A 15802-nucleotide genomic window follows, 5' to 3' on the forward strand; every position below is an offset into this window, starting at 1 on the left:
GCGGCGAGTGTCCGGCGCGCCGTCTTCTAGACCGGGCGCCGGGAGCGTGGCGTGTCGCGCACCGTAGCCGCGCGGCCCGGAACATTCAATACTGACGAACCGTCAGCTCGCGGTTCCCGGCCGGAGCGCCGCCGCAGCCTCGGCAGGCGGCGCGCCCGGGGCGGATGCTCCAGCAGCCGGTCGACGTGTTCCCGCCGCAGCCCGTGCGCGGGGTCGACCGGCAGCAGCAGCCGGTCGCGGCGCAGTCCGGACCGGGACACCAGCCGCTCCGGCATCACGTCATCGACCCAGGCGAACGGGCGGCCCGCGGCGTACCGCAGGATCGGCGCCCATTTGCGGCCCGCGAAGAGGTCGAGGATGGGCAGCTTCGGATCGTCCGGCCGAGGCCGGTAGCCGGTGAACTCCACGACCGGGAGCCGGGGCAGTTCGAGGAGTGGCGCGATATGGCGGTTGGCCTCGTGCTCCCAGGTCGTGGCCCAGACAAGTTCGTAGGAGGCGGACAGCTCGCGCAGCCAGTCGGCGTGGGTGGCGGAGAGCAGCACGGTGAAGTCGAGTATGTCGTAGGCGGTGAACCCGTCGGTCGGCAGGACCGGGTTGAGGACACCGTCGATGTCCAGGAAGAGCAGCGGCCGGGCGGTCATCGGACTCCTTGGCGGCACTGTGCGGCGGAAAGACGCGGTTGTGAGTGGGGGACGGCTCCCGGGGCGGCGGCGGTTGCGTGCCGCGTGAGTTTCGAGGGGATTCGGAATCCGGAAGAAGGCCGGGTTCTCTCCTCCCCGAGGATGATTTCCGGTCATCGGGGCCCAACTACGGTGGGATACGCACATGCTTCCCGCCGAGGATGCTTTGGCCTCAAGGGACTGATGGGGTGAGAGCGTGCGAAGTCCTACCCTTTCCGCTTCCGCCGGTCCGGCCGGTGCCGGGTTCGAGAACCGGCTGGGCGAGCGGCTGACCGCCGTGGTCACGGGGGCCCGTCGGCGCGCCGTACGCGACGCCGACCAGCAGCTCGACACGGCCCATCTGCTGCACACCCTGGTGGAGAACGACCCGCGGGTGTGGGGCGCGTTCGCCGGTGGCCCGCCCCAAGTGGCGCGGCTGCTCGGCTACTTGGTGCAGCGCACCATCGGCTACGGGCTCCGGTGGAGCGGCACGGTCGAGACGTCCGCGACCGGCGCCGGGGACGGGCTGCCCGGCTGGTCCCCGGCGGCCGCGTCCGCGATGGCGGCGGCGGTCGGGCGCGCCGCGGCGCGCGGCGCGTTACTCGCCGAGGGCCCCGACCTCCTCGCCGCGCTGACCTACGACCGGGAGTGCCGGGCCGCGGAGGTGTTGCGGCGGGCCGGGGTGGATGTGGATCTGCTGGTCACGGCGCTGGACGGGGAAAGGTGTCAGCTGCCAACGGGGTGACGGTCCTGACATCGGGCTGACATGATGGCCCGATGCACAGCACGCGAGGCCAGCACCATGATCAGGGCAGGGGTGTCGGTCTGGGGCTCGCCCTGGTCTCGGCGCTCGCGTTCGGCGGCTCGGGCGTCGCCGCCAAACCGCTGATCGAGGCGGGGCTCGAACCGCTGCAGGTCACCTGGTTGCGGGTGGCGGGCGCGGCCCTCGTCATGCTGCCCCTGGTCTGGCGCCACCGGCGGCTGCCGCTGCGGCGCCCCGGGCTGCTCCTGGGGTTCGGCCTGCTGGCCGTGGCGGGCGTCCAGGCCTTCTACTTCGCCGCGCTGTCGAGCATCCCGGTCGGGGTCGCGCTGCTCGTCGAGTACCTCGCGCCCGCGCTGGTGCTGGGCTGGGTCCGGTTCGTCCAGCGGCGGCCGGTGAGCCGGTCGGCGGCGGTCGGCGTCGTGCTCGCCGTGGGCGGGCTCGCGTGTGTCGTGGAGGTGTGGTCCGGGCTGAGCTTCGACGCGCTGGGGCTGCTGCTCGCGCTCGGCGCCGCGTGCTGCCAGGTCGGCTACTTCGTCCTGTCCGACCACGGCAGCCAGGGACAGGACGCGGCCGATCCGCTCGGCGTCATCGCCTACGGGCTGCTGATCGGCGCCGCGACGATGACGGTGATCGCCCGGCCGTGGGAGACCCACTGGCCGGTGCTCACCGGTCAGGCGGACCTCGCGGGCACGCGGGTCCCCGCGGTGCTGCTGCTGTGCTGGATCGTGCTGGTCGCCACGGTGGTCGCGTATCTGACCGGGGTGCTGTCGGTGCGCCGGCTGTCGCCACAGGTGGCCGGGGTGGTGGCCTGCCTGGAGGCGGTCGTCGCGACGGTGCTGGCCTGGGTGCTGCTGGACGAACACCTGGGCGCGGTCCAGGTCGTCGGCGGTCTGCTCGTCCTGGGCGGGGCGCTGATCGCGCAGACGTCGGCGCCGAAGGCGGCGGGGGCGGAGCCGGTGGCGGCGGGGGCGCCGCCCGCCGAGCCCGCGCCCGCCGCGTCCGAGCGGGGGCGGCGCCGCGCGACGGCGGACGAACCCCCGGAGGGCCGCCCCGGGGATCCGGCCTCGTAGCGCGCCGCCTGCCGGGGTGGGCCGTCTGCCGGGTCAGGCCGTCTGCCGGGTCAGGTCAGCGACGCGACATAGCCAGGTACGGGCGTGTCGGGCGCCAGGTCGGCCGCCGGGATGGGCGCGCCGTACGTCCGGGCGACCGGGACCACGCCAGTCCAGTACGGAAGCGCCATGTCCTCCGGCTCGTCGTTGGGGCCGCCGGTGCGCACCTTGGCGGAGACCTCGTCGAGGTCGAGGCGGAGTACGGCGGTGGCGGCCAGCTCCTTCGCGTTCGCGGGGCGGGAGTCGGCGGCCCGGCCCGGCACCACATGGTCCACCAGCGCGTCGAGCGCGGCCGCGCACTCGGCCTCGTCCCGCACCTGGTGGGCGGTGCCGTGCACCACCACCGAGCGGTAGTTGAGCGAGTGGTGGAACGCCGAGCGGGCGAGCACCAGGCCGTCCAGGTGGGTGACCGTCAGGCACACCGGCAGCCCCGGGTCCTCGGCGCCCGCCATCCGCAAGGGGCGCGAGCCGGTCGAGCCGTGGACGTAGAGGCGGCTCCCGGAGCGGGCGTAGAGGGTCGGCAGGACGACCGGGGCGCCGTCGCGTATGAAGCCCAGATGGCAGATGTACCCCTCGTCGAGGATCGCGTGCACCACGTCCTTGTCGTACGAGGCGCGCTGCCGGGCCCGGGTCGGGATGGTGCGGTCGGTCGCGGCGTAGACGGTGTCGCCCGGCTCGGTGGTCTCGTCCGGTTCGGTGGTCGCACTCATTTGCGCACTCCCATTGCACTAGTGCATACTGTGTTTTGTGCTAGGAGAATATCCGATCGAAGGGCGCGGTGCGGCGGAGATCGCGGCCAGTGTGGAGCGGGCGGTCGGCGCCGGGGCCCTGTCGCCGGGTCAATCGCTGCCGCCGCAGCGGGAGTTGGCCACGCGGCTGGGCGTCAATCCGAACACCGTCGCGGCCGCCTATCGCGTCCTGCGTGAGCGCGGAGTGGTCGAGACGGCGGGCCGCCGGGGGACCCGGGTGCGGGCGCGCCCCGCGAGCACGCCCCGCGAATGGCTCCGGGTCGAGGCCCCGGGCGCGCGTGATCTCGCGACCGGCAACCCCGACCCCGCCCTGCTGCCGCCGCTCGGCCCGGCCCTCGCGGAGGCCGCCGCGCGCGCCGCCGGGTGCCCCACGCTGTACGGCGCGCCGGGGGTCGCCCCCGGTATCGGCGAGTCGGCGCGTGCCGCCTTCGACGCGGACGGCGTGCCGGACGGGCCCGTCGCCGTCACCTCCGGCGCGCTCGACGCCATCGAGCGCGTCCTCGCCGCGCATCTGCGGCCCGGTGACGCGGTCGCCGTCGAGGACCCCGGCTGGGGCAGCCTGCTCGACCTCGTCCCGGCGCTCGGGCTGCGCACCGTATCCGTCGGGCTCGACGACGACGGGCCGCTGCCGGAGGAGGTGGAGCGGGCGCTGCGCCAGGGGGCGCGGGCGCTCGTCGTCACCGACCGGGCGCAGAATCCGACGGGCGCGGCGGTGAGCGCGGCGCGCGCCCGTGAGCTGCGCGCCGTCCTCGCCGGTCACCCTGGTGTGCTGCTCATCGAGGACGATCACGGTCACGGCATCGTGGACCTGCCCCTGTGTCCGCTCGCGGGGACCACGGACCACTGGGCCCTGGTCCGCTCCACCGCCAAGGCGTACGGCCCCGATCTGCGCCTCGCGGTGCTCACCGGCGACTCCGTCACCCTGGACCGCCTGCGCGGTCGGCAGCGGCTCGGCCCCGGCTGGGTCAGCCACCTGCTGCAGGACACCGTGACGCGGCTGTGGCGCACCGGCGCGGTGGACGCGGCGGCCGTCGCGGCGTCGTACGACGCGCGCCGCGACGCCCTGGTGGGGGCCCTGCGGGAGCGGGGCGTCGCCGCGCACGGGCGCAGCGGGATGAACGCCTGGGTCCCGGTGCCCGACGAGACGGGCGCGGTGGCCCGCCTCCTGTCCATGGGCTGGGCCGTCGCCCCGGGCGCCCGGTTCCGGGTGGCCTCGGGCCAGGGTCTGCGGGTGACGGTCTCTCCGCTGCGCCTCGACGAGGTGCCGGGGGTCGCCGACGCGGTGGCCTCGGCGGTGGCGAGGGGCCCGGTACCGGCGGGCCGGGTGGACTGAGGCCTGCCCCGGCGAGGATACGCTTGTGGATTACAACCTCTTAGAACAATCGGTAATGTGTGCGTTGCATCGCGTAGCATCGCTTACATGAATCTGGATCGCCTGCGCACCTTGTACGCCGTGGCCCGGCACGGCTCCGTGAGCGGTGCGGCCGAAGGACTGCACGTCACGACCTCGGCCGTCTCCCAGCAGCTGTCGAAGCTGGAGCGGGAGACCGGGCAGCAGCTGCTCGCCAAGAACGGCCGCGGGGTGCGGCTCACCGATGCCGGGCGGCTGCTCTCCGACCACGCGGCGCGGATCCTGTCCCAGGTGGAGCTGGCCCAGTCGGACCTGGAGGCGCAGCGCGGACACGCGGTCGGCGAGCTGCTGCTGGGCGCCTTCCCGACCGCCGTCCGTGGTCTCTTCCCCGCCGCGCTGGAGCGGATGCGGGCCGAACATCCGGAGCTGCGCGCCCGGTTGCAGGAGATGGAGCCGGATGAGTCGGTGCCCGCGGTGGTGCGCGGCGACATCGACCTGGCGGTCGTCCTCGACTGGTACAACAAGCCGCTGCCGGTGCCGGACGGGCTGGTCAAGGCGGCGCTGCTGGACGACCTGGTGGACGTGGCGATGCCCGCCGACCACCCCTTCGCCGACCGCTGCGCGGTCCAGCCGGAGGACTTCGTGGACGACGAGTGGATCTCCTGGCCCGAGGGCGGCTTCTGCTACGACTGGCTGATGGTGACCCTGCGCGGCAAGGGCATCGAGCCGCACATCCGGCACACCGCGCGGGAGCACCAGACCCAGCTCGCGCTGATCGCCGCCGGGCTCGGGATCGGCGTCATCCCCCGGCTCGGCCGTGGCCCGGTGCCCGAGGGGGTGCGGATGGTGCCGGTGAGCCCGCCCTCGATGCGGCGGCACGTCTACGCGATCTGGCGCGCCGACGCCGACCGCAGGCCCTCCATCCGCGCGGCGGTGGAGGTGCTGCGGTCGGTGGGGGAGAAGATCGTCGACTGAACGACAAAGGCCGCGCTCAGCCCTGGGGCAGCTTGCGGAAGTCCCAGGAGCTGACCGTGTCCGGGGTGAGCCGCAGCCACGCGTGGCGCCCGTCGTGCGGCATGGCGTCGAGGCCGAAGTACTTCGCCGCGAACATCCGCTCCGGCGCGTCGAGTTCGGGACACGGCGCGCCCGAGCGCGGGGCCTCGCCGACGAAGACGGCCTCGCCGCTCAGCTCGACGCCGCGCAGCTCACCGTAGTCGTGCCCGTCGTCGACGATCACCGAGAGCCGGGGATCGCGGCGCAACTCGGCCCAGCGGCGGCTGCGGGTCAGGGAGTACAGCCACAGGGCCGTGCCGTCCCAGCCGAACCACAGCGCGCTGATATGCGGCCGCCCGTCCGCGGACACGGTCGCGACCCGGCAGGTGCGCTGTTCGGCGAGGAAGGCGTCCAGCTCGGCCGCGGTCATCATGATGCGGCGTCCCCGCCGCTGGGTGACGGTCATCCGCACAGAATCGCGACTCTTCCCTCCATAGGCAATGGCCGTTACGCTCCCGGCTTCCGGCGCGTCCGGGCCGCGAAGCCCGACGCGAGAAGCCCGGCCCAAGAAGCCAGGAGGCCGCCGTGCCGCTGTCCGCACTGCTCCGGCCCGAGGGCTGCGCCCTGCTCACCGTGGAGTGCCAGCGCGGCGTGGTGGGTCCGGACGGCGCGCTTCCCGAACTCGCCGCCGAGGCCCGGGAGTCCGGCGCGCTCGGGCGTGTCGCCCGGCTGGTGTCGGCCGCCCACGACACGCGCGTACAGGTGCTGCACGCGGTGGCCGAGCGGCGCGCCGACGGGCGCGGCGCGAACCGCAACGCGCGGCTGTTCCGGGCCGCCGAGCGGTTGCCGGTGCGGCAGCTCGTGGGGAGCGACGCGGTACGGATCGCCGAACCGGTTCCGGTCGGCCCGGAGGATCTGGTGGTGCGGCGGCTGCACGGCCTGTCGCCGCTCGCCGGGACCGGTGTGGACGCGCTGCTGCGCAATCTGGGCTGCCGCACCCTGGTCATCGTCGGCGTGTCGGCCAATGTGGCGATACCCAACGCCGTCTTCGACGCGGTCAACCTCGGCTATACGGCCGTGGTGCCCGAGGACGCCATCGCCGGGGTGCCCGCCTCGTACACCCCGGCGATGGTCCGCCACACCCTCGCCCTCGTCGCGACCGTCACCTCGACCGAGGACGTCCTCGCCTGCTGGCAGGCGGTCAGACCATCTTGATCGAGGTGCCCTCCACCGTGATCTTGGCGCCGGGCAGCGCCTTCGTGGCCGGTCCGCCCTTCGGGCTGCCGTCGCTGATGTCGAACTTGCTTTGGTGGCACGGGCAGTTGATGGTGCCGTCCGACACGTCGCCGACCGAGCACCCCTGGTGGGTGCAGATCGAGGAGAACGCCTTGAACTGCCCCGCCGAGGGCTGGGTCACGACGACCTTGTGATTCTTGAAGACCATGCCGCCGCCCTCCGGTATCTGGGAGGTCTTGGCCAGCTCCATCCCGCCCCCGCCCGCCGACGCGTCGCCTCCCGCGCCCGGCTCCCCGGCCCCGGCCGACTCCTGTGCGGAACCGGCGCTCTGCGAGTCGTCCGTCCCGCCGTCATCCTTACCGCAAGCCGTGAGGGCGACGGCCAGCCCGGCCGCTCCGGCAGCGGAGACGACGGCGCGACGGGTGGTGCCCCATCCGGTGGTTTCCGGCTGCGTCATGGTGGTGCCTCCTGATCCAGGGACGTTTCGATTCCATACGCGGCCCGGCGCTCACATGTTCAACCGCCGGGCGTCTTGTTGGCCGGGCCCTGGTGGGGCGGCCCGCCCGGAAAAGGCTTTGCGGTGATCAGGAGGGCGGTCAGTAGCCTGGGCGGATGCTCCCTGAAGTCACGGCCACCCGCTATGTCACGCCCTTGCGCGAGGGCGGGTCGCTTCCCGGCATCGTCGAGGCCGACGATCTCGGTACATACGTCATGAAGTTCACCGGCGCGGGCCAGGGCCGGAAGACCCTCGTCGCCGAGGTCATCTGCGGGCAGCTGGGCCGCCGGCTGGGGTTGCGGGTGCCGGAGCTGGTGCGGATCCAGCTCGATCCGGTGATCGGGCTGGGTGAGCCGGACGAGGAGGTGCAGGAGCTGCTGAAGGCCAGTGGCGGGCTCAACCTGGGGATGGACTATCTGCCCGGCTCGCTCGGCTTCGACCCGCTGGCCTTCGAGGTGGGCGCGGCAGAGGCCGGGGAGGTGGTGTGGTTCGACGCGCTCATCGGGAACGTGGACCGGTCCTGGCGCAACCCCAATCTGCTGGTGTGGCACGGCAGGCTGTGGCTGATCGACCACGGCGCCACGATGATCTGGCACCACAGCTGGCGCGGTCTGGACGCGGCCGCCGCCAAGCCGTACGACGCCTCCGACCATGTGCTCGCCCCGTTCGCCCCGGATGTGGCGGCGGCCGAGGCCGCGCTCGCGCCGCGGGTCACCGAGGAGCTGCTGACCGAGGTCACCGCCGACATCCCCGACGAGTGGCTGACGGACGAGCCCGGCTTCGACAGCCCGGACGCGGTGCGCCGCGCCTATGTGCGCGTGCTGCTGGAGCGGGCCGCCGCGGTCGGTGAAAGGATCACGCTCGGGGAGCGCTCCGGTGACGGGCCGTCGAAGGCTCCCGACTGGCTGCGGGTATGGGTCGACGGAAAGGCAGCGAAGTGAGCGGGCTGCACCATGGCCGGGATGTGTTCGAGTACGCGCTGGTGCGGGTCGTACCCCGGGTGGAGCGCGGTGAGCTGATCAACGCGGGCGTCGTCGTGTACTGCCGCGCGACGTCGTTCGTCGCGGCCCGCACCCATCTGGACGAGACCCGGCTGCTCGCGCTCGACCCGTCGGCGGACGTGGCGGGCGTACGGGCCGCGCTGCACGCCGTGGAGGGTGTCTGCCGTGGGGGAGAACGGGCCGGTCAGGCGGCCGGTGACGACCCGGGGCGGCGGTTCCGCTGGCTGGTCGCGCCGCGCTCGACGGTCGTCCAGCCGGGGCCGGTGCACACCGGGCTGACCACGGACGCGGAGGCGGAGGTCGAGCGGCTGCTCGACCTGCTGGTGCGCTGACGGGCGAGGGTGAGCAAGGGCATCACAGCGGGTCGTTGACAGTGGGCGGCGGGCCTCATAGCGTCTCGTCTGCTGAAGCGACTAAGCGGTTGCTCACCCCCGGGTGCCGGGACTCCCGGACGCCGGGACGGTGAGCCGCCACCCGAGGCGAGGAGAACCCGCATGTCCACCAATGAGCAGCGTGTCGCCATCGTGACGGGCGGGGCCCGCGGCATCGGCGCGGCGACCGCCGCGCGGCTGGCCGAGGAGGGGCGCGCCGTCGCCGTGCTCGACATCGACGAGGCGTCCTGCGCGAGCGCCGTGGAGAAGATCACCGCGGCGGGCGGCAAGGCCATCGCCGTGGGCTGCGACGTATCCGACGCGCAGCAGGTGGAGGCCGCGGTCGCGCGGGTCGCCGAAGAGCTGGGCGCGCCGACGATCCTGGTGAACAACGCCGGTGTGCTCCGCGACAACCTGCTCTTCAAGATGAGCGAGTCCGACTGGGACACGGTCATGAACGTGCATCTGCGGGGCGCGTTCCTGATGTCCCGCGCCTGTCAGAAGCACATGGTGGACGCCGGGTTCGGCCGTATCGTCAACCTCTCCAGCAGCTCGGCGCTCGGCAACCGAGGCCAGGTCAACTACGCCGCCGCCAAGGCCGGTATGCAGGGCTTCACCAAGACCCTCGCCATCGAGCTGGGCAAGTTCGGCGTCACCGCCAACGCCGTGGCGCCCGGTTTCATCGCCACCGACATGACCGCCGCGACCGCCGAGCGCGTCGGCATGGGCTTCGACGACTTCCAGAAGGCGGCCGCGAGCCAGATCCCGGTGCAGCGCGTCGGGCAGCCGGACGACATCGCGAACGCGGTCGCGTTCTTCACCGGGGACGCGGCCGGGTTCGTCTCCGGCCAGGTGATGTACGTGGCCGGCGGCCCGCTCAACTGATCAGGAGCTTAACGAATCCCATGACCAAAGAGATTGTTCAGGACAGCGGCAAGGCCGCGCTCGTCACCGGCGCCAGCCGGGGCATCGGCTACGGCATCGCCGAGGCGATGGTGGCACGCGGCGACCGGGTGTGCATCACCGGCCGCAACGAGGACGCCCTGAAGGAGGCCGTCGAGCGGCTGGGTGCCGACCGGGTGATCGGCGTCCCCGGCAAGGCCCATGACGAGGCGCACCAGGCGGCCGCCGTCGAGCGCGCGATGGAGGCGTTCGGGCGCGTCGACTACCTCGTCAACAACGCCGGTACGAACCCGGTGTACTCGCCCATCGCCGATCTCGACCTCGCGGTGATACGCAAGGTCTTCGAGACCAACGTCGTCTCGGCGCTCGGCTTCGCCCAGCAGACCTGGAAGGCGTGGCAGAAGGAGAACGGCGGCGCGATCGTCAACATCTCCTCGGTCGCCGGGATGACGCCCTCGCCGTTCATCGCCGCGTACGGCGTGTCCAAGGCCGCGATGATCAACCTCACGGCGCAGCTCGCCCACGAGTTCGCGCCGGGCGTGCGGGTCAACGCGATCGCCCCCGCCGTGGTGAAGACCAAGTTCGCCACCGCCCTGTACGAGGGGCGGGAGGCGGAGGCCGCCGCGGCGTATCCGCTCGGGCGGCTCGGCGTACCGGAGGACATCGGGGGCGCGGCCGCGTTCCTCACCTCCGAGCAGGCCGCGTGGATCACCGGCCAGACGCTCGTCGTGGACGGCGGCGTCTTCCTCAACGCGGGCGTCGGCTGACGCACGTAAGGCCCACCCGTAACTGATCAGCCCCATAACTGACCAGCGCCGCCCCGGCGGGCGGCGCTGTCAGTGGCCGCCGGTAGGTTCGTGCCCGTAAACGGAACACGACCGGAGGTTGTTGACGTGGCCTACGTGCTGCCCGAGTCCTGGCGCGGTGTCCTCGGCGAGGAGCTGGAGAAGCCCTACTTCAAGGAGCTGACAGAGTTCGTCGAGGAGGAGCGGGCCAAGGGTCCGGTGTACCCGCCGCGCGAGGAGGTCTTCGCCGCCCTGGAGGCCACGCCGTACGACCAGGTGAAGGTGCTGGTCCTCGGGCAGGACCCGTACCACGGCGAGGGCCAGGGGCACGGGCTGTGCTTCTCGGTGCGGCCGGGCGTCAAGACCCCGCCGTCGCTGCGGAACATCTACAAGGAGATGCGGGACGAGCTGGGCCACCCCGTCCCGGACAACGGCTATCTGATGCCGTGGGCCCGGCAGGGCGTGCTGCTGCTCAACGCGGTGCTGACGGTCCGGGGCGGCGAGGCCAACTCCCACAAGAGCAAGGGGTGGGAGAAGTTCACCGACGCGGTGATCCGCGCGGTGGCCGCCCGCCCCGACCCGGCCGTCTTCGTCCTCTGGGGGAACTACGCCCAGAAGAAGCTGCCGCTGATCGACGAGGAGCGGCATGTGGTGGTGAAGGGTGCGCACCCCTCGCCGCTGTCGGCGAAGAAGTTCTTCGGATCGCGCCCCTTCACCCAGATCGACGAGGCGGTGAAGGCCCAGGGGCACACGCCGATCGACTGGCGGATCCCGGACCTCGCACCGGCTCAGCCCAGCGCGTAGTCGAAGGCGTACGGGACGGCCTTGACGCCCTGCGGGGCGGTGAACGAGCCCGCACCGGTGAGCCCGGCCAGCTCGCCGGTGCCCGAGCCCGGCACCACCTCGAAGGCGCACCGCACAGTGCCGTCCTCGCCGAAGGTGCCGTGCTGGGCGAGGACGAAGCTGCCCCGGCGGCCGTCGAGCCGCCCGTCCACCAGCTCATGGCCGGTAAACCCGCCGGTCTTGTCGGGGAGGTAGACGATGGCGTACTGACAGGCGGTGCCGGACGCCTCGAGCGCGCCCGAGTAGCCGTTGGTCACGGTGGCGTGGGCGAGCTTCGCCCCGCCCTCGGCCTCCCCGACCGGCTTCTCCTGCCAGTCGGTGAAGGTGAACGTACCGGTGGCGTGCCCGGTCGTGGCTGGCCCTGTCATGGCGGGTCCCTTCGGAGATGTCCGTGCGCTGGTGCGTGCGCTGGTGGAGACGACTCTGCCCGCCGTACCTGACACCTTCTGTCAGGTACGGCGCCACAATGGACCGTATGCGTGCCGACCGCCTGCTCTCCCTGCTCCTTCTGCTGCAGAACCGGGGCCGGATGACCGCGCCGGAGATCGCCGCGGAGCTGGAGGTGTCGGTCCGTACCGTCTACCGCGACATCGACGCGCTGAGCGCGTCCGGCGTGCCGGTGTACGCCGACCGGGGTCCGGCGGGCGGCTACCGGCTGCTGGACGGCTACCGCACCCGGCTGACCGGGCTCACCGGCGACGAGGCCGATTCGCTCTTCCTCGCCGGAATGCCAGGACCGGCCGCCGAACTGGGCCTCGGCGCGGACCTCACCACCGCCCAGCTCAAGCTGCGCGCCGCGCTGCCGCCCGAGCTGGACGAGCGGTCGCGCCGCATCCAGGAGCGCTTCCACCTCGACGCGCCCGGCTGGTTCCGGGACGCCGAGCCGGTGCCGTACCTCGCGGCGGCCGCCGAGGCCGTATGGCGGAGCCGGGTGCTGCGGGTGCGCTACCGGCGCTGGCGCGGCGAGGTGGACCGGGAGCTGCACGCGCTCGGCCTCGTCCTGAAGGGCGGCATCTGGTATCTGGTGGCCAGGGTGGAGGACACCATCCGCAGCTACCGGGTGGCGCGGATCCTGTCCGCCGAGGTGCTCACGGACGTCTTCGAGCGCCCCGCCGGGTTCGATCTCGCCGCCTCCTGGCAGGAGTCGGCCAGCGCCCTGGAGGCCATGCGCTTCCGGGGCGAGGCCGAACTGCTGCTGACCGAGCGGGGCTTGCGGCTGCTGCCGATGCAGTTCGGCGCGGTCGGCGCGGTGGCGGCCGCCGGGGCGGGCCCGCCCGACGACCGGGGGAGGGCGCGGGTGGTGCTGCCCGTGGAGTCGCTGCCCGTCGCCGTCCACGACATGCTGCGGCTGGGCACCGACGCCGAGGTGCTGGGCCCGCCCGAGCTGCGGGCCGCCGTCGCCCGCGCCGTCACCGAACTGGCCGAGCGGTACGGGCCGCCGGACTGACCCGCCGGACTGACCCGATGGGCCCGCCTGACGGGCGTTCACCCGCCCCGCCATTAGCGTCGGCCGCACGCGGGGGACCCCGCGCGGTGTGCAGGCGGGAGGACCGGATGGCGGACGTACGGCGGGAGGCGCCGGAGGACGACGCCGTGCTGACCCGGATCGGGCAGGCGGTCATGCTGCACCGGGGCGGTGACCGCGAGGAGGCGCGCAACCGGCTGGCCGCGCTGTGGCGGGAGATCGCGGGCGACGGGGACGCGTTCCACCGCTGCGCGCTCGCCCACTATCTGGCCGACACCCAGGACGATCCGGCCGATGAGCTGCTGTGGGACCTGCTGGCCCTGGCCGCGGCGGACCGGCCCGGCGCCCGCACCGCCGCCCCCGCCCTGCGCGCCCTCTACCCGGCCCTCCACCTCAACCTGGCCACCGACTACGCGAAGCTCGGCCAGCAGGCGGCGGCCCGCAGCCAGCTGGCGCTGGCCCGGGCGAGCGCGGGCACGCTGGGCGACGATCCGTACGGCGACCGGGTGCGGGCCGCGATCGCCCGGCTGGGGCAACGGCTCGCGCTCTGACGGGCCGTGGAGGTCTAGTCGCCCGTGACGCCGTCGACGCGCTCGCGGATGAGGTCGGCGTGGCCGTTGTGGCGGGCGTACTCCTCGATCATGTGGAGGTAGATCCAGCGCAGGTTGTAGTCCCCGTGGCCGTGGTCGCGGCGGCTGACGACCTCGTCCAGGGAGTGCGTGGCGGCGGCCGCGCGGGCCTCGGCGATCTCGTCGCGCCAGATCGCGAAGGCGGCCTCGCCGGTGTCCGCCTCGGTGACCCGGAAGTCGCCGTCCGGGTCCTCGTCGCTGTACCAGATCGGCGGCGCGTCCTGACCGTCCAGCACCCGCCGGAACCAGCTCCGCTCGACCTCGGCCATATGCCGTACGAGCCCGAGCAGGGTGAGCCCGGACGGCGGCGCGGCGATCTCGCGCAGCTGCTTGTCGTCCAGCCCCTCGCACTTGAGGGCCAGGGTCGCGCGGTGGAAGTCCAGCCACCCCTCCAGGCTGGTGCGTTCATCGGCGGTGCGGGGCGCGTCGCGGCGTTCGGTAGTCGTCATGGCGAGCATCATGAGGCACCGCTTTCCGCCGTGCCACGGATTATCGGTTCAGCATGCCGCGCAGCAGCTCCTCGAACCCGGTGCGCAGCGCCGCGCGTTCGGGGATCGCGGCATGGTCGGCCCCGGCCGCGCAGCTGAACATCTGCCCTTCGCACCAGGCGACCAGCGACTGGGCGTGCCGCCGTGGTTCGGCGGAGCCCACGGCGGCCATCAGGGCCTCCAGCGGCTCGCGGAAGCCGCGTCCCGTCGCGTCGTAGAACTCCCGCAGCTCGGGGCGGCGGGTCGCCTCCAGCGCCAGTTCGTACCGCGCGATCAGCAGGTCGGGCGCTTGGGTGAGCGAGCGGTGCAGGGCGAGGGCGAGCGCGTCGGCCAGCGCGGGGAGCGGATCGGCGTCCCCACCGTGGCGGCCGCCGCCGTGGAGGGCGGCGTCGCCCGGGTGGGGCATCTCGCCGGGCCGCAGCACCTGCGCCTCCCGCTCGGCCAGCCGCCGGACGGCCGCCTTGAGCAGGGCGGCGCGGGTGCGGGCGTGGTTCGACGTCGAGCCCGGGGGGAGTCCGGCCGCCTCGTCCACCGCGCGGTGAGTCAGCCCGCGCATACCGCGCTCGGCCAGCAGGGCGAGGGCGGTGTCGGCGATCAGCTCGGCGCGGGATCCACCCGGTGCGGCGGCGCGGGCGGAGGTGTGGGCAGCGGTCATACGGCCAACCTACCGCCCGCACTACAGGTGTAGTAGCCTCGGTGTCACTACACCTGTAGTGCAACGGGAGGAATCATGGAACAGCCCCGAGCCGTCGTCATCGGCGCCGGAGTCGGCGGGCTCACCGCCGCCGCGGCCCTGCACCAACGCGGCTGGTCCGTCACCGTCCTGGAGCGCGCCGCAACGCTCGACCCCGTGGGCGCCGGGATCGCCCTGGCGCCCAACGCGCAGCGCGCCCTCGATACCGTCGGCCTCGGCGACGACGTCCGCGCCCTGGCCGCCTGGCAGGGCGGCGGCGGGCTGCGCGCCCCCGGCGGGCGCTGGCTGGCCCGGATGGACAGCGCTGCGGCGGCCGAGCGGTTCGGCGGCCCGGTGGTGCTGCTCCACCGCGCCACCCTCGTCGAACTGCTCGCCTCCCGGCTGCCCGGGGGATGCGTACGCACCGGCGCCCCCGCCGAGCTGACCGACCCCGGCGACGACCGCCGCCCGGCCCGGGTAGCCACGGCGGACGGGGAGTACGAGGCCGATCTCGTGGTCGGCGCCGACGGCGTCCACTCGGCGGTCCGCCGCGCGCTGTTCCCCGGCCACCCCGGGCCCCGCTACGCCGGATTCACCACCTGGCGCGTCGTCGTGCCCACCCTCGGGCGCCCCTTCGCACCCCATGAGACCTGGGGCCGGGGGCTGCTCTGGGGCAGCCAGCCGCTGCGGGACGGCAGGGTCTACGCGTACGCGGCGGCCTTCACCGCGCCCGGCGGACGCGCCCCGGGCGGCGAGAAGGCCGAACTGCTCCGGCTCTTCGGCGACTGGCACCGGCCGGTCCCCGACATCCTCGCGGCCACCGAACCGGGCGCCGTCCCGCGCCATGACGTCCTGCACATGACCGAACCGCTGCCCGCCTACCACCGGGGCAGGACCGCCCTCCTCGGCGACGCGGCCCACGCCATGGCCCCCACCCTGGGGCAGGGCGGCAACCAGGCCATCGAGGACGCCGTCGTCCTCGCCCACCATCTGGCACCGGCCCTGAAGGCCCGGGCCGCCGACCCGGCCGCCGCGCTCGCCGCGTACACCCGCGCCCGGCTGCCGCGCACCATGGGCGTCGTACGCCGCTCCGCGCGCTCCGCCCGCGCGCTCTCCCTCACGAGCGCCCCCGCCGTGGGCTTCCGTAACACCGCCCTCGCCGCCGCCACCCGCCTCGCCCCCGGGCTGCTGCTGCGCGGCTTCGACGGGATCGCCGACTGGCGGCCCCCGGCCCCCGTCGCCCGGGAGGCCGCATAGGGTGGACACGGCCACCGAACACCAGGAGGCA

General features: G+C 73.6%; 20 protein-coding genes. 13 read left to right on the forward strand and 7 right to left on the reverse strand.

Going from position 1 to position 15802, the window contains the following annotated elements; translation table 11 throughout:
• Window positions 1-26: 26 nt before the first annotated feature.
• On the reverse strand, window positions 27-641 hold the full coding sequence (locus ACWC5C_RS39770) for an HAD domain-containing protein (RefSeq protein WP_450883853.1): 615 nt from the start codon (window positions 639-641) through the stop codon (window positions 27-29).
• A gap of 235 nt (window positions 642-876) precedes the next feature.
• Between ACWC5C_RS39770 and ACWC5C_RS39775 the strand changes: the two genes are divergently transcribed.
• Window positions 877-1404 (forward strand): Clp protease N-terminal domain-containing protein, encoded by a 528-nt coding sequence (locus ACWC5C_RS39775; protein WP_450883855.1) that lies wholly within the window; start codon window positions 877-879, stop codon window positions 1402-1404.
• A gap of 32 nt (window positions 1405-1436) precedes the next feature.
• The gene (locus ACWC5C_RS39780; protein WP_450883857.1) at window positions 1437-2492 is read left to right on the forward strand and encodes an EamA family transporter; all 1056 of its coding nucleotides are present in this window, start codon (window positions 1437-1439) and stop codon (window positions 2490-2492) included.
• Between the two features lie 50 nt (window positions 2493-2542).
• Here the strand turns inward: ACWC5C_RS39780 and ACWC5C_RS39785 are convergent, their stop codons facing one another.
• Complete coding sequence (locus ACWC5C_RS39785) at window positions 2543-3241, reverse strand: pyridoxamine 5'-phosphate oxidase family protein (RefSeq protein WP_450883859.1); 699 nt, start codon at window positions 3239-3241, stop codon at window positions 2543-2545.
• A gap of 37 nt (window positions 3242-3278) precedes the next feature.
• Here ACWC5C_RS39785 and ACWC5C_RS39790 point away from each other — a divergent pair, with 37 nt between their 5' ends.
• Both ACWC5C_RS39790 and ACWC5C_RS39795 read left to right on the forward strand, forming a co-directional pair.
• Window positions 3279-4613, forward strand: coding sequence for an aminotransferase class I/II-fold pyridoxal phosphate-dependent enzyme (locus ACWC5C_RS39790; RefSeq protein WP_450883861.1), 1335 nt, complete (start codon window positions 3279-3281; stop codon window positions 4611-4613).
• Window positions 4614-4700: 87 nt separating this feature from the next.
• A complete protein-coding gene (locus tag ACWC5C_RS39795) occupies window positions 4701-5606 on the forward strand; it encodes a LysR family transcriptional regulator (protein ID WP_450883863.1) in 906 nt (301 codons plus the stop codon).
• Between the two features lie 16 nt (window positions 5607-5622).
• Here ACWC5C_RS39795 and ACWC5C_RS39800 read toward each other — a convergent pair whose 3' ends face one another.
• A complete protein-coding gene (locus tag ACWC5C_RS39800) occupies window positions 5623-6090 on the reverse strand; it encodes a pyridoxamine 5'-phosphate oxidase family protein (protein WP_450883865.1) in 468 nt (155 codons plus the stop codon).
• Window positions 6091-6209: 119 nt separating this feature from the next.
• On the opposite strand from ACWC5C_RS39800, the gene ACWC5C_RS39805 reads away from it, so the two are divergent.
• Window positions 6210-6839 (forward strand): cysteine hydrolase family protein, encoded by a 630-nt coding sequence (locus tag ACWC5C_RS39805; RefSeq protein ID WP_385437596.1) that lies wholly within the window; start codon window positions 6210-6212, stop codon window positions 6837-6839.
• On the opposite strand, the gene ACWC5C_RS39810 is transcribed toward ACWC5C_RS39805, so the two are convergent.
• Window positions 6826-7317, reverse strand: coding sequence for a Rieske (2Fe-2S) protein (locus ACWC5C_RS39810; RefSeq protein WP_450883867.1), 492 nt, complete (start codon window positions 7315-7317; stop codon window positions 6826-6828). The genes ACWC5C_RS39805 and ACWC5C_RS39810 overlap by 14 nt on opposite strands.
• 155 nt (window positions 7318-7472) lie before the next feature.
• Between ACWC5C_RS39810 and ACWC5C_RS39815 the strand changes: the two genes are divergently transcribed.
• From ACWC5C_RS39815 to ACWC5C_RS39835, 5 genes are all read left to right on the forward strand, one after another.
• Entirely contained in the window at window positions 7473-8297 is an 825-nt protein-coding gene (locus tag ACWC5C_RS39815; protein WP_450883869.1) for a HipA family kinase, read from the forward strand.
• Window positions 8270-8689, forward strand: coding sequence for a DUF3037 domain-containing protein (locus ACWC5C_RS39820; RefSeq protein ID WP_385437590.1), 420 nt, complete (start codon window positions 8270-8272; stop codon window positions 8687-8689). The genes ACWC5C_RS39815 and ACWC5C_RS39820 overlap by 28 nt, the downstream gene beginning before the upstream one ends.
• Window positions 8690-8851: 162 nt before the next feature.
• Complete coding sequence (fabG, locus tag ACWC5C_RS39825; protein ID WP_385437588.1) at window positions 8852-9613, forward strand: 3-oxoacyl-ACP reductase FabG; 762 nt, start codon at window positions 8852-8854, stop codon at window positions 9611-9613.
• Window positions 9614-9633: 20 nt separating this feature from the next.
• Window positions 9634-10398: an SDR family oxidoreductase gene (locus ACWC5C_RS39830; protein WP_450883872.1), complete on the forward strand. Its 765-nt coding sequence runs from the start codon at window positions 9634-9636 to the stop codon at window positions 10396-10398.
• Window positions 10399-10524: 126 nt separating this feature from the next.
• Window positions 10525-11220, forward strand: a complete 696-nt coding sequence (locus ACWC5C_RS39835; protein WP_385437585.1) for a uracil-DNA glycosylase — start codon at window positions 10525-10527, stop codon at window positions 11218-11220.
• Here the strand turns inward: ACWC5C_RS39835 and ACWC5C_RS39840 are convergent.
• Window positions 11205-11627, reverse strand: coding sequence for a DUF3224 domain-containing protein (locus ACWC5C_RS39840; RefSeq protein WP_450883874.1), 423 nt, complete (start codon window positions 11625-11627; stop codon window positions 11205-11207). The genes ACWC5C_RS39835 and ACWC5C_RS39840 overlap by 16 nt on opposite strands.
• Window positions 11628-11725: 98 nt before the next feature.
• Here ACWC5C_RS39840 and ACWC5C_RS39845 point away from each other — a divergent pair, with 98 nt between their 5' ends.
• Together ACWC5C_RS39845 and ACWC5C_RS39850 are read left to right on the forward strand one after the other, a co-directional pair.
• The gene (locus tag ACWC5C_RS39845; protein ID WP_450883876.1) at window positions 11726-12706 is read left to right on the forward strand and encodes a helix-turn-helix transcriptional regulator; all 981 of its coding nucleotides are present in this window, start codon (window positions 11726-11728) and stop codon (window positions 12704-12706) included.
• Window positions 12707-12813: 107 nt separating this feature from the next.
• On the forward strand, window positions 12814-13275 hold the full coding sequence (locus ACWC5C_RS39850) for a hypothetical protein (RefSeq protein WP_450883878.1): 462 nt from the start codon (window positions 12814-12816) through the stop codon (window positions 13273-13275).
• Window positions 13276-13289: 14 nt separating this feature from the next.
• On the opposite strand, the gene ACWC5C_RS39855 is transcribed toward ACWC5C_RS39850, so the two are convergent.
• Window positions 13290-13802: a DinB family protein gene (locus ACWC5C_RS39855; protein WP_450883880.1), complete on the reverse strand. Its 513-nt coding sequence runs from the start codon at window positions 13800-13802 to the stop codon at window positions 13290-13292.
• 40 nt (window positions 13803-13842) lie between these two features.
• Window positions 13843-14496 carry a TetR/AcrR family transcriptional regulator gene (locus ACWC5C_RS39860; RefSeq protein ID WP_450883882.1) on the reverse strand — a complete coding sequence of 218 codons (654 nt, stop codon included), beginning with the start codon at window positions 14494-14496 and terminating at the stop codon, window positions 13843-13845.
• A gap of 75 nt (window positions 14497-14571) precedes the next feature.
• Here ACWC5C_RS39860 and ACWC5C_RS39865 point away from each other — a divergent pair, with 75 nt between their 5' ends.
• On the forward strand, window positions 14572-15771 hold the full coding sequence (locus tag ACWC5C_RS39865) for an FAD-dependent monooxygenase (protein WP_450883884.1): 1200 nt from the start codon (window positions 14572-14574) through the stop codon (window positions 15769-15771).
• The last annotated feature ends 31 nt before the right edge of the window (window positions 15772-15802 follow it).

Source organism: Streptomyces sp. NPDC001700 (assembly GCF_053596435.1).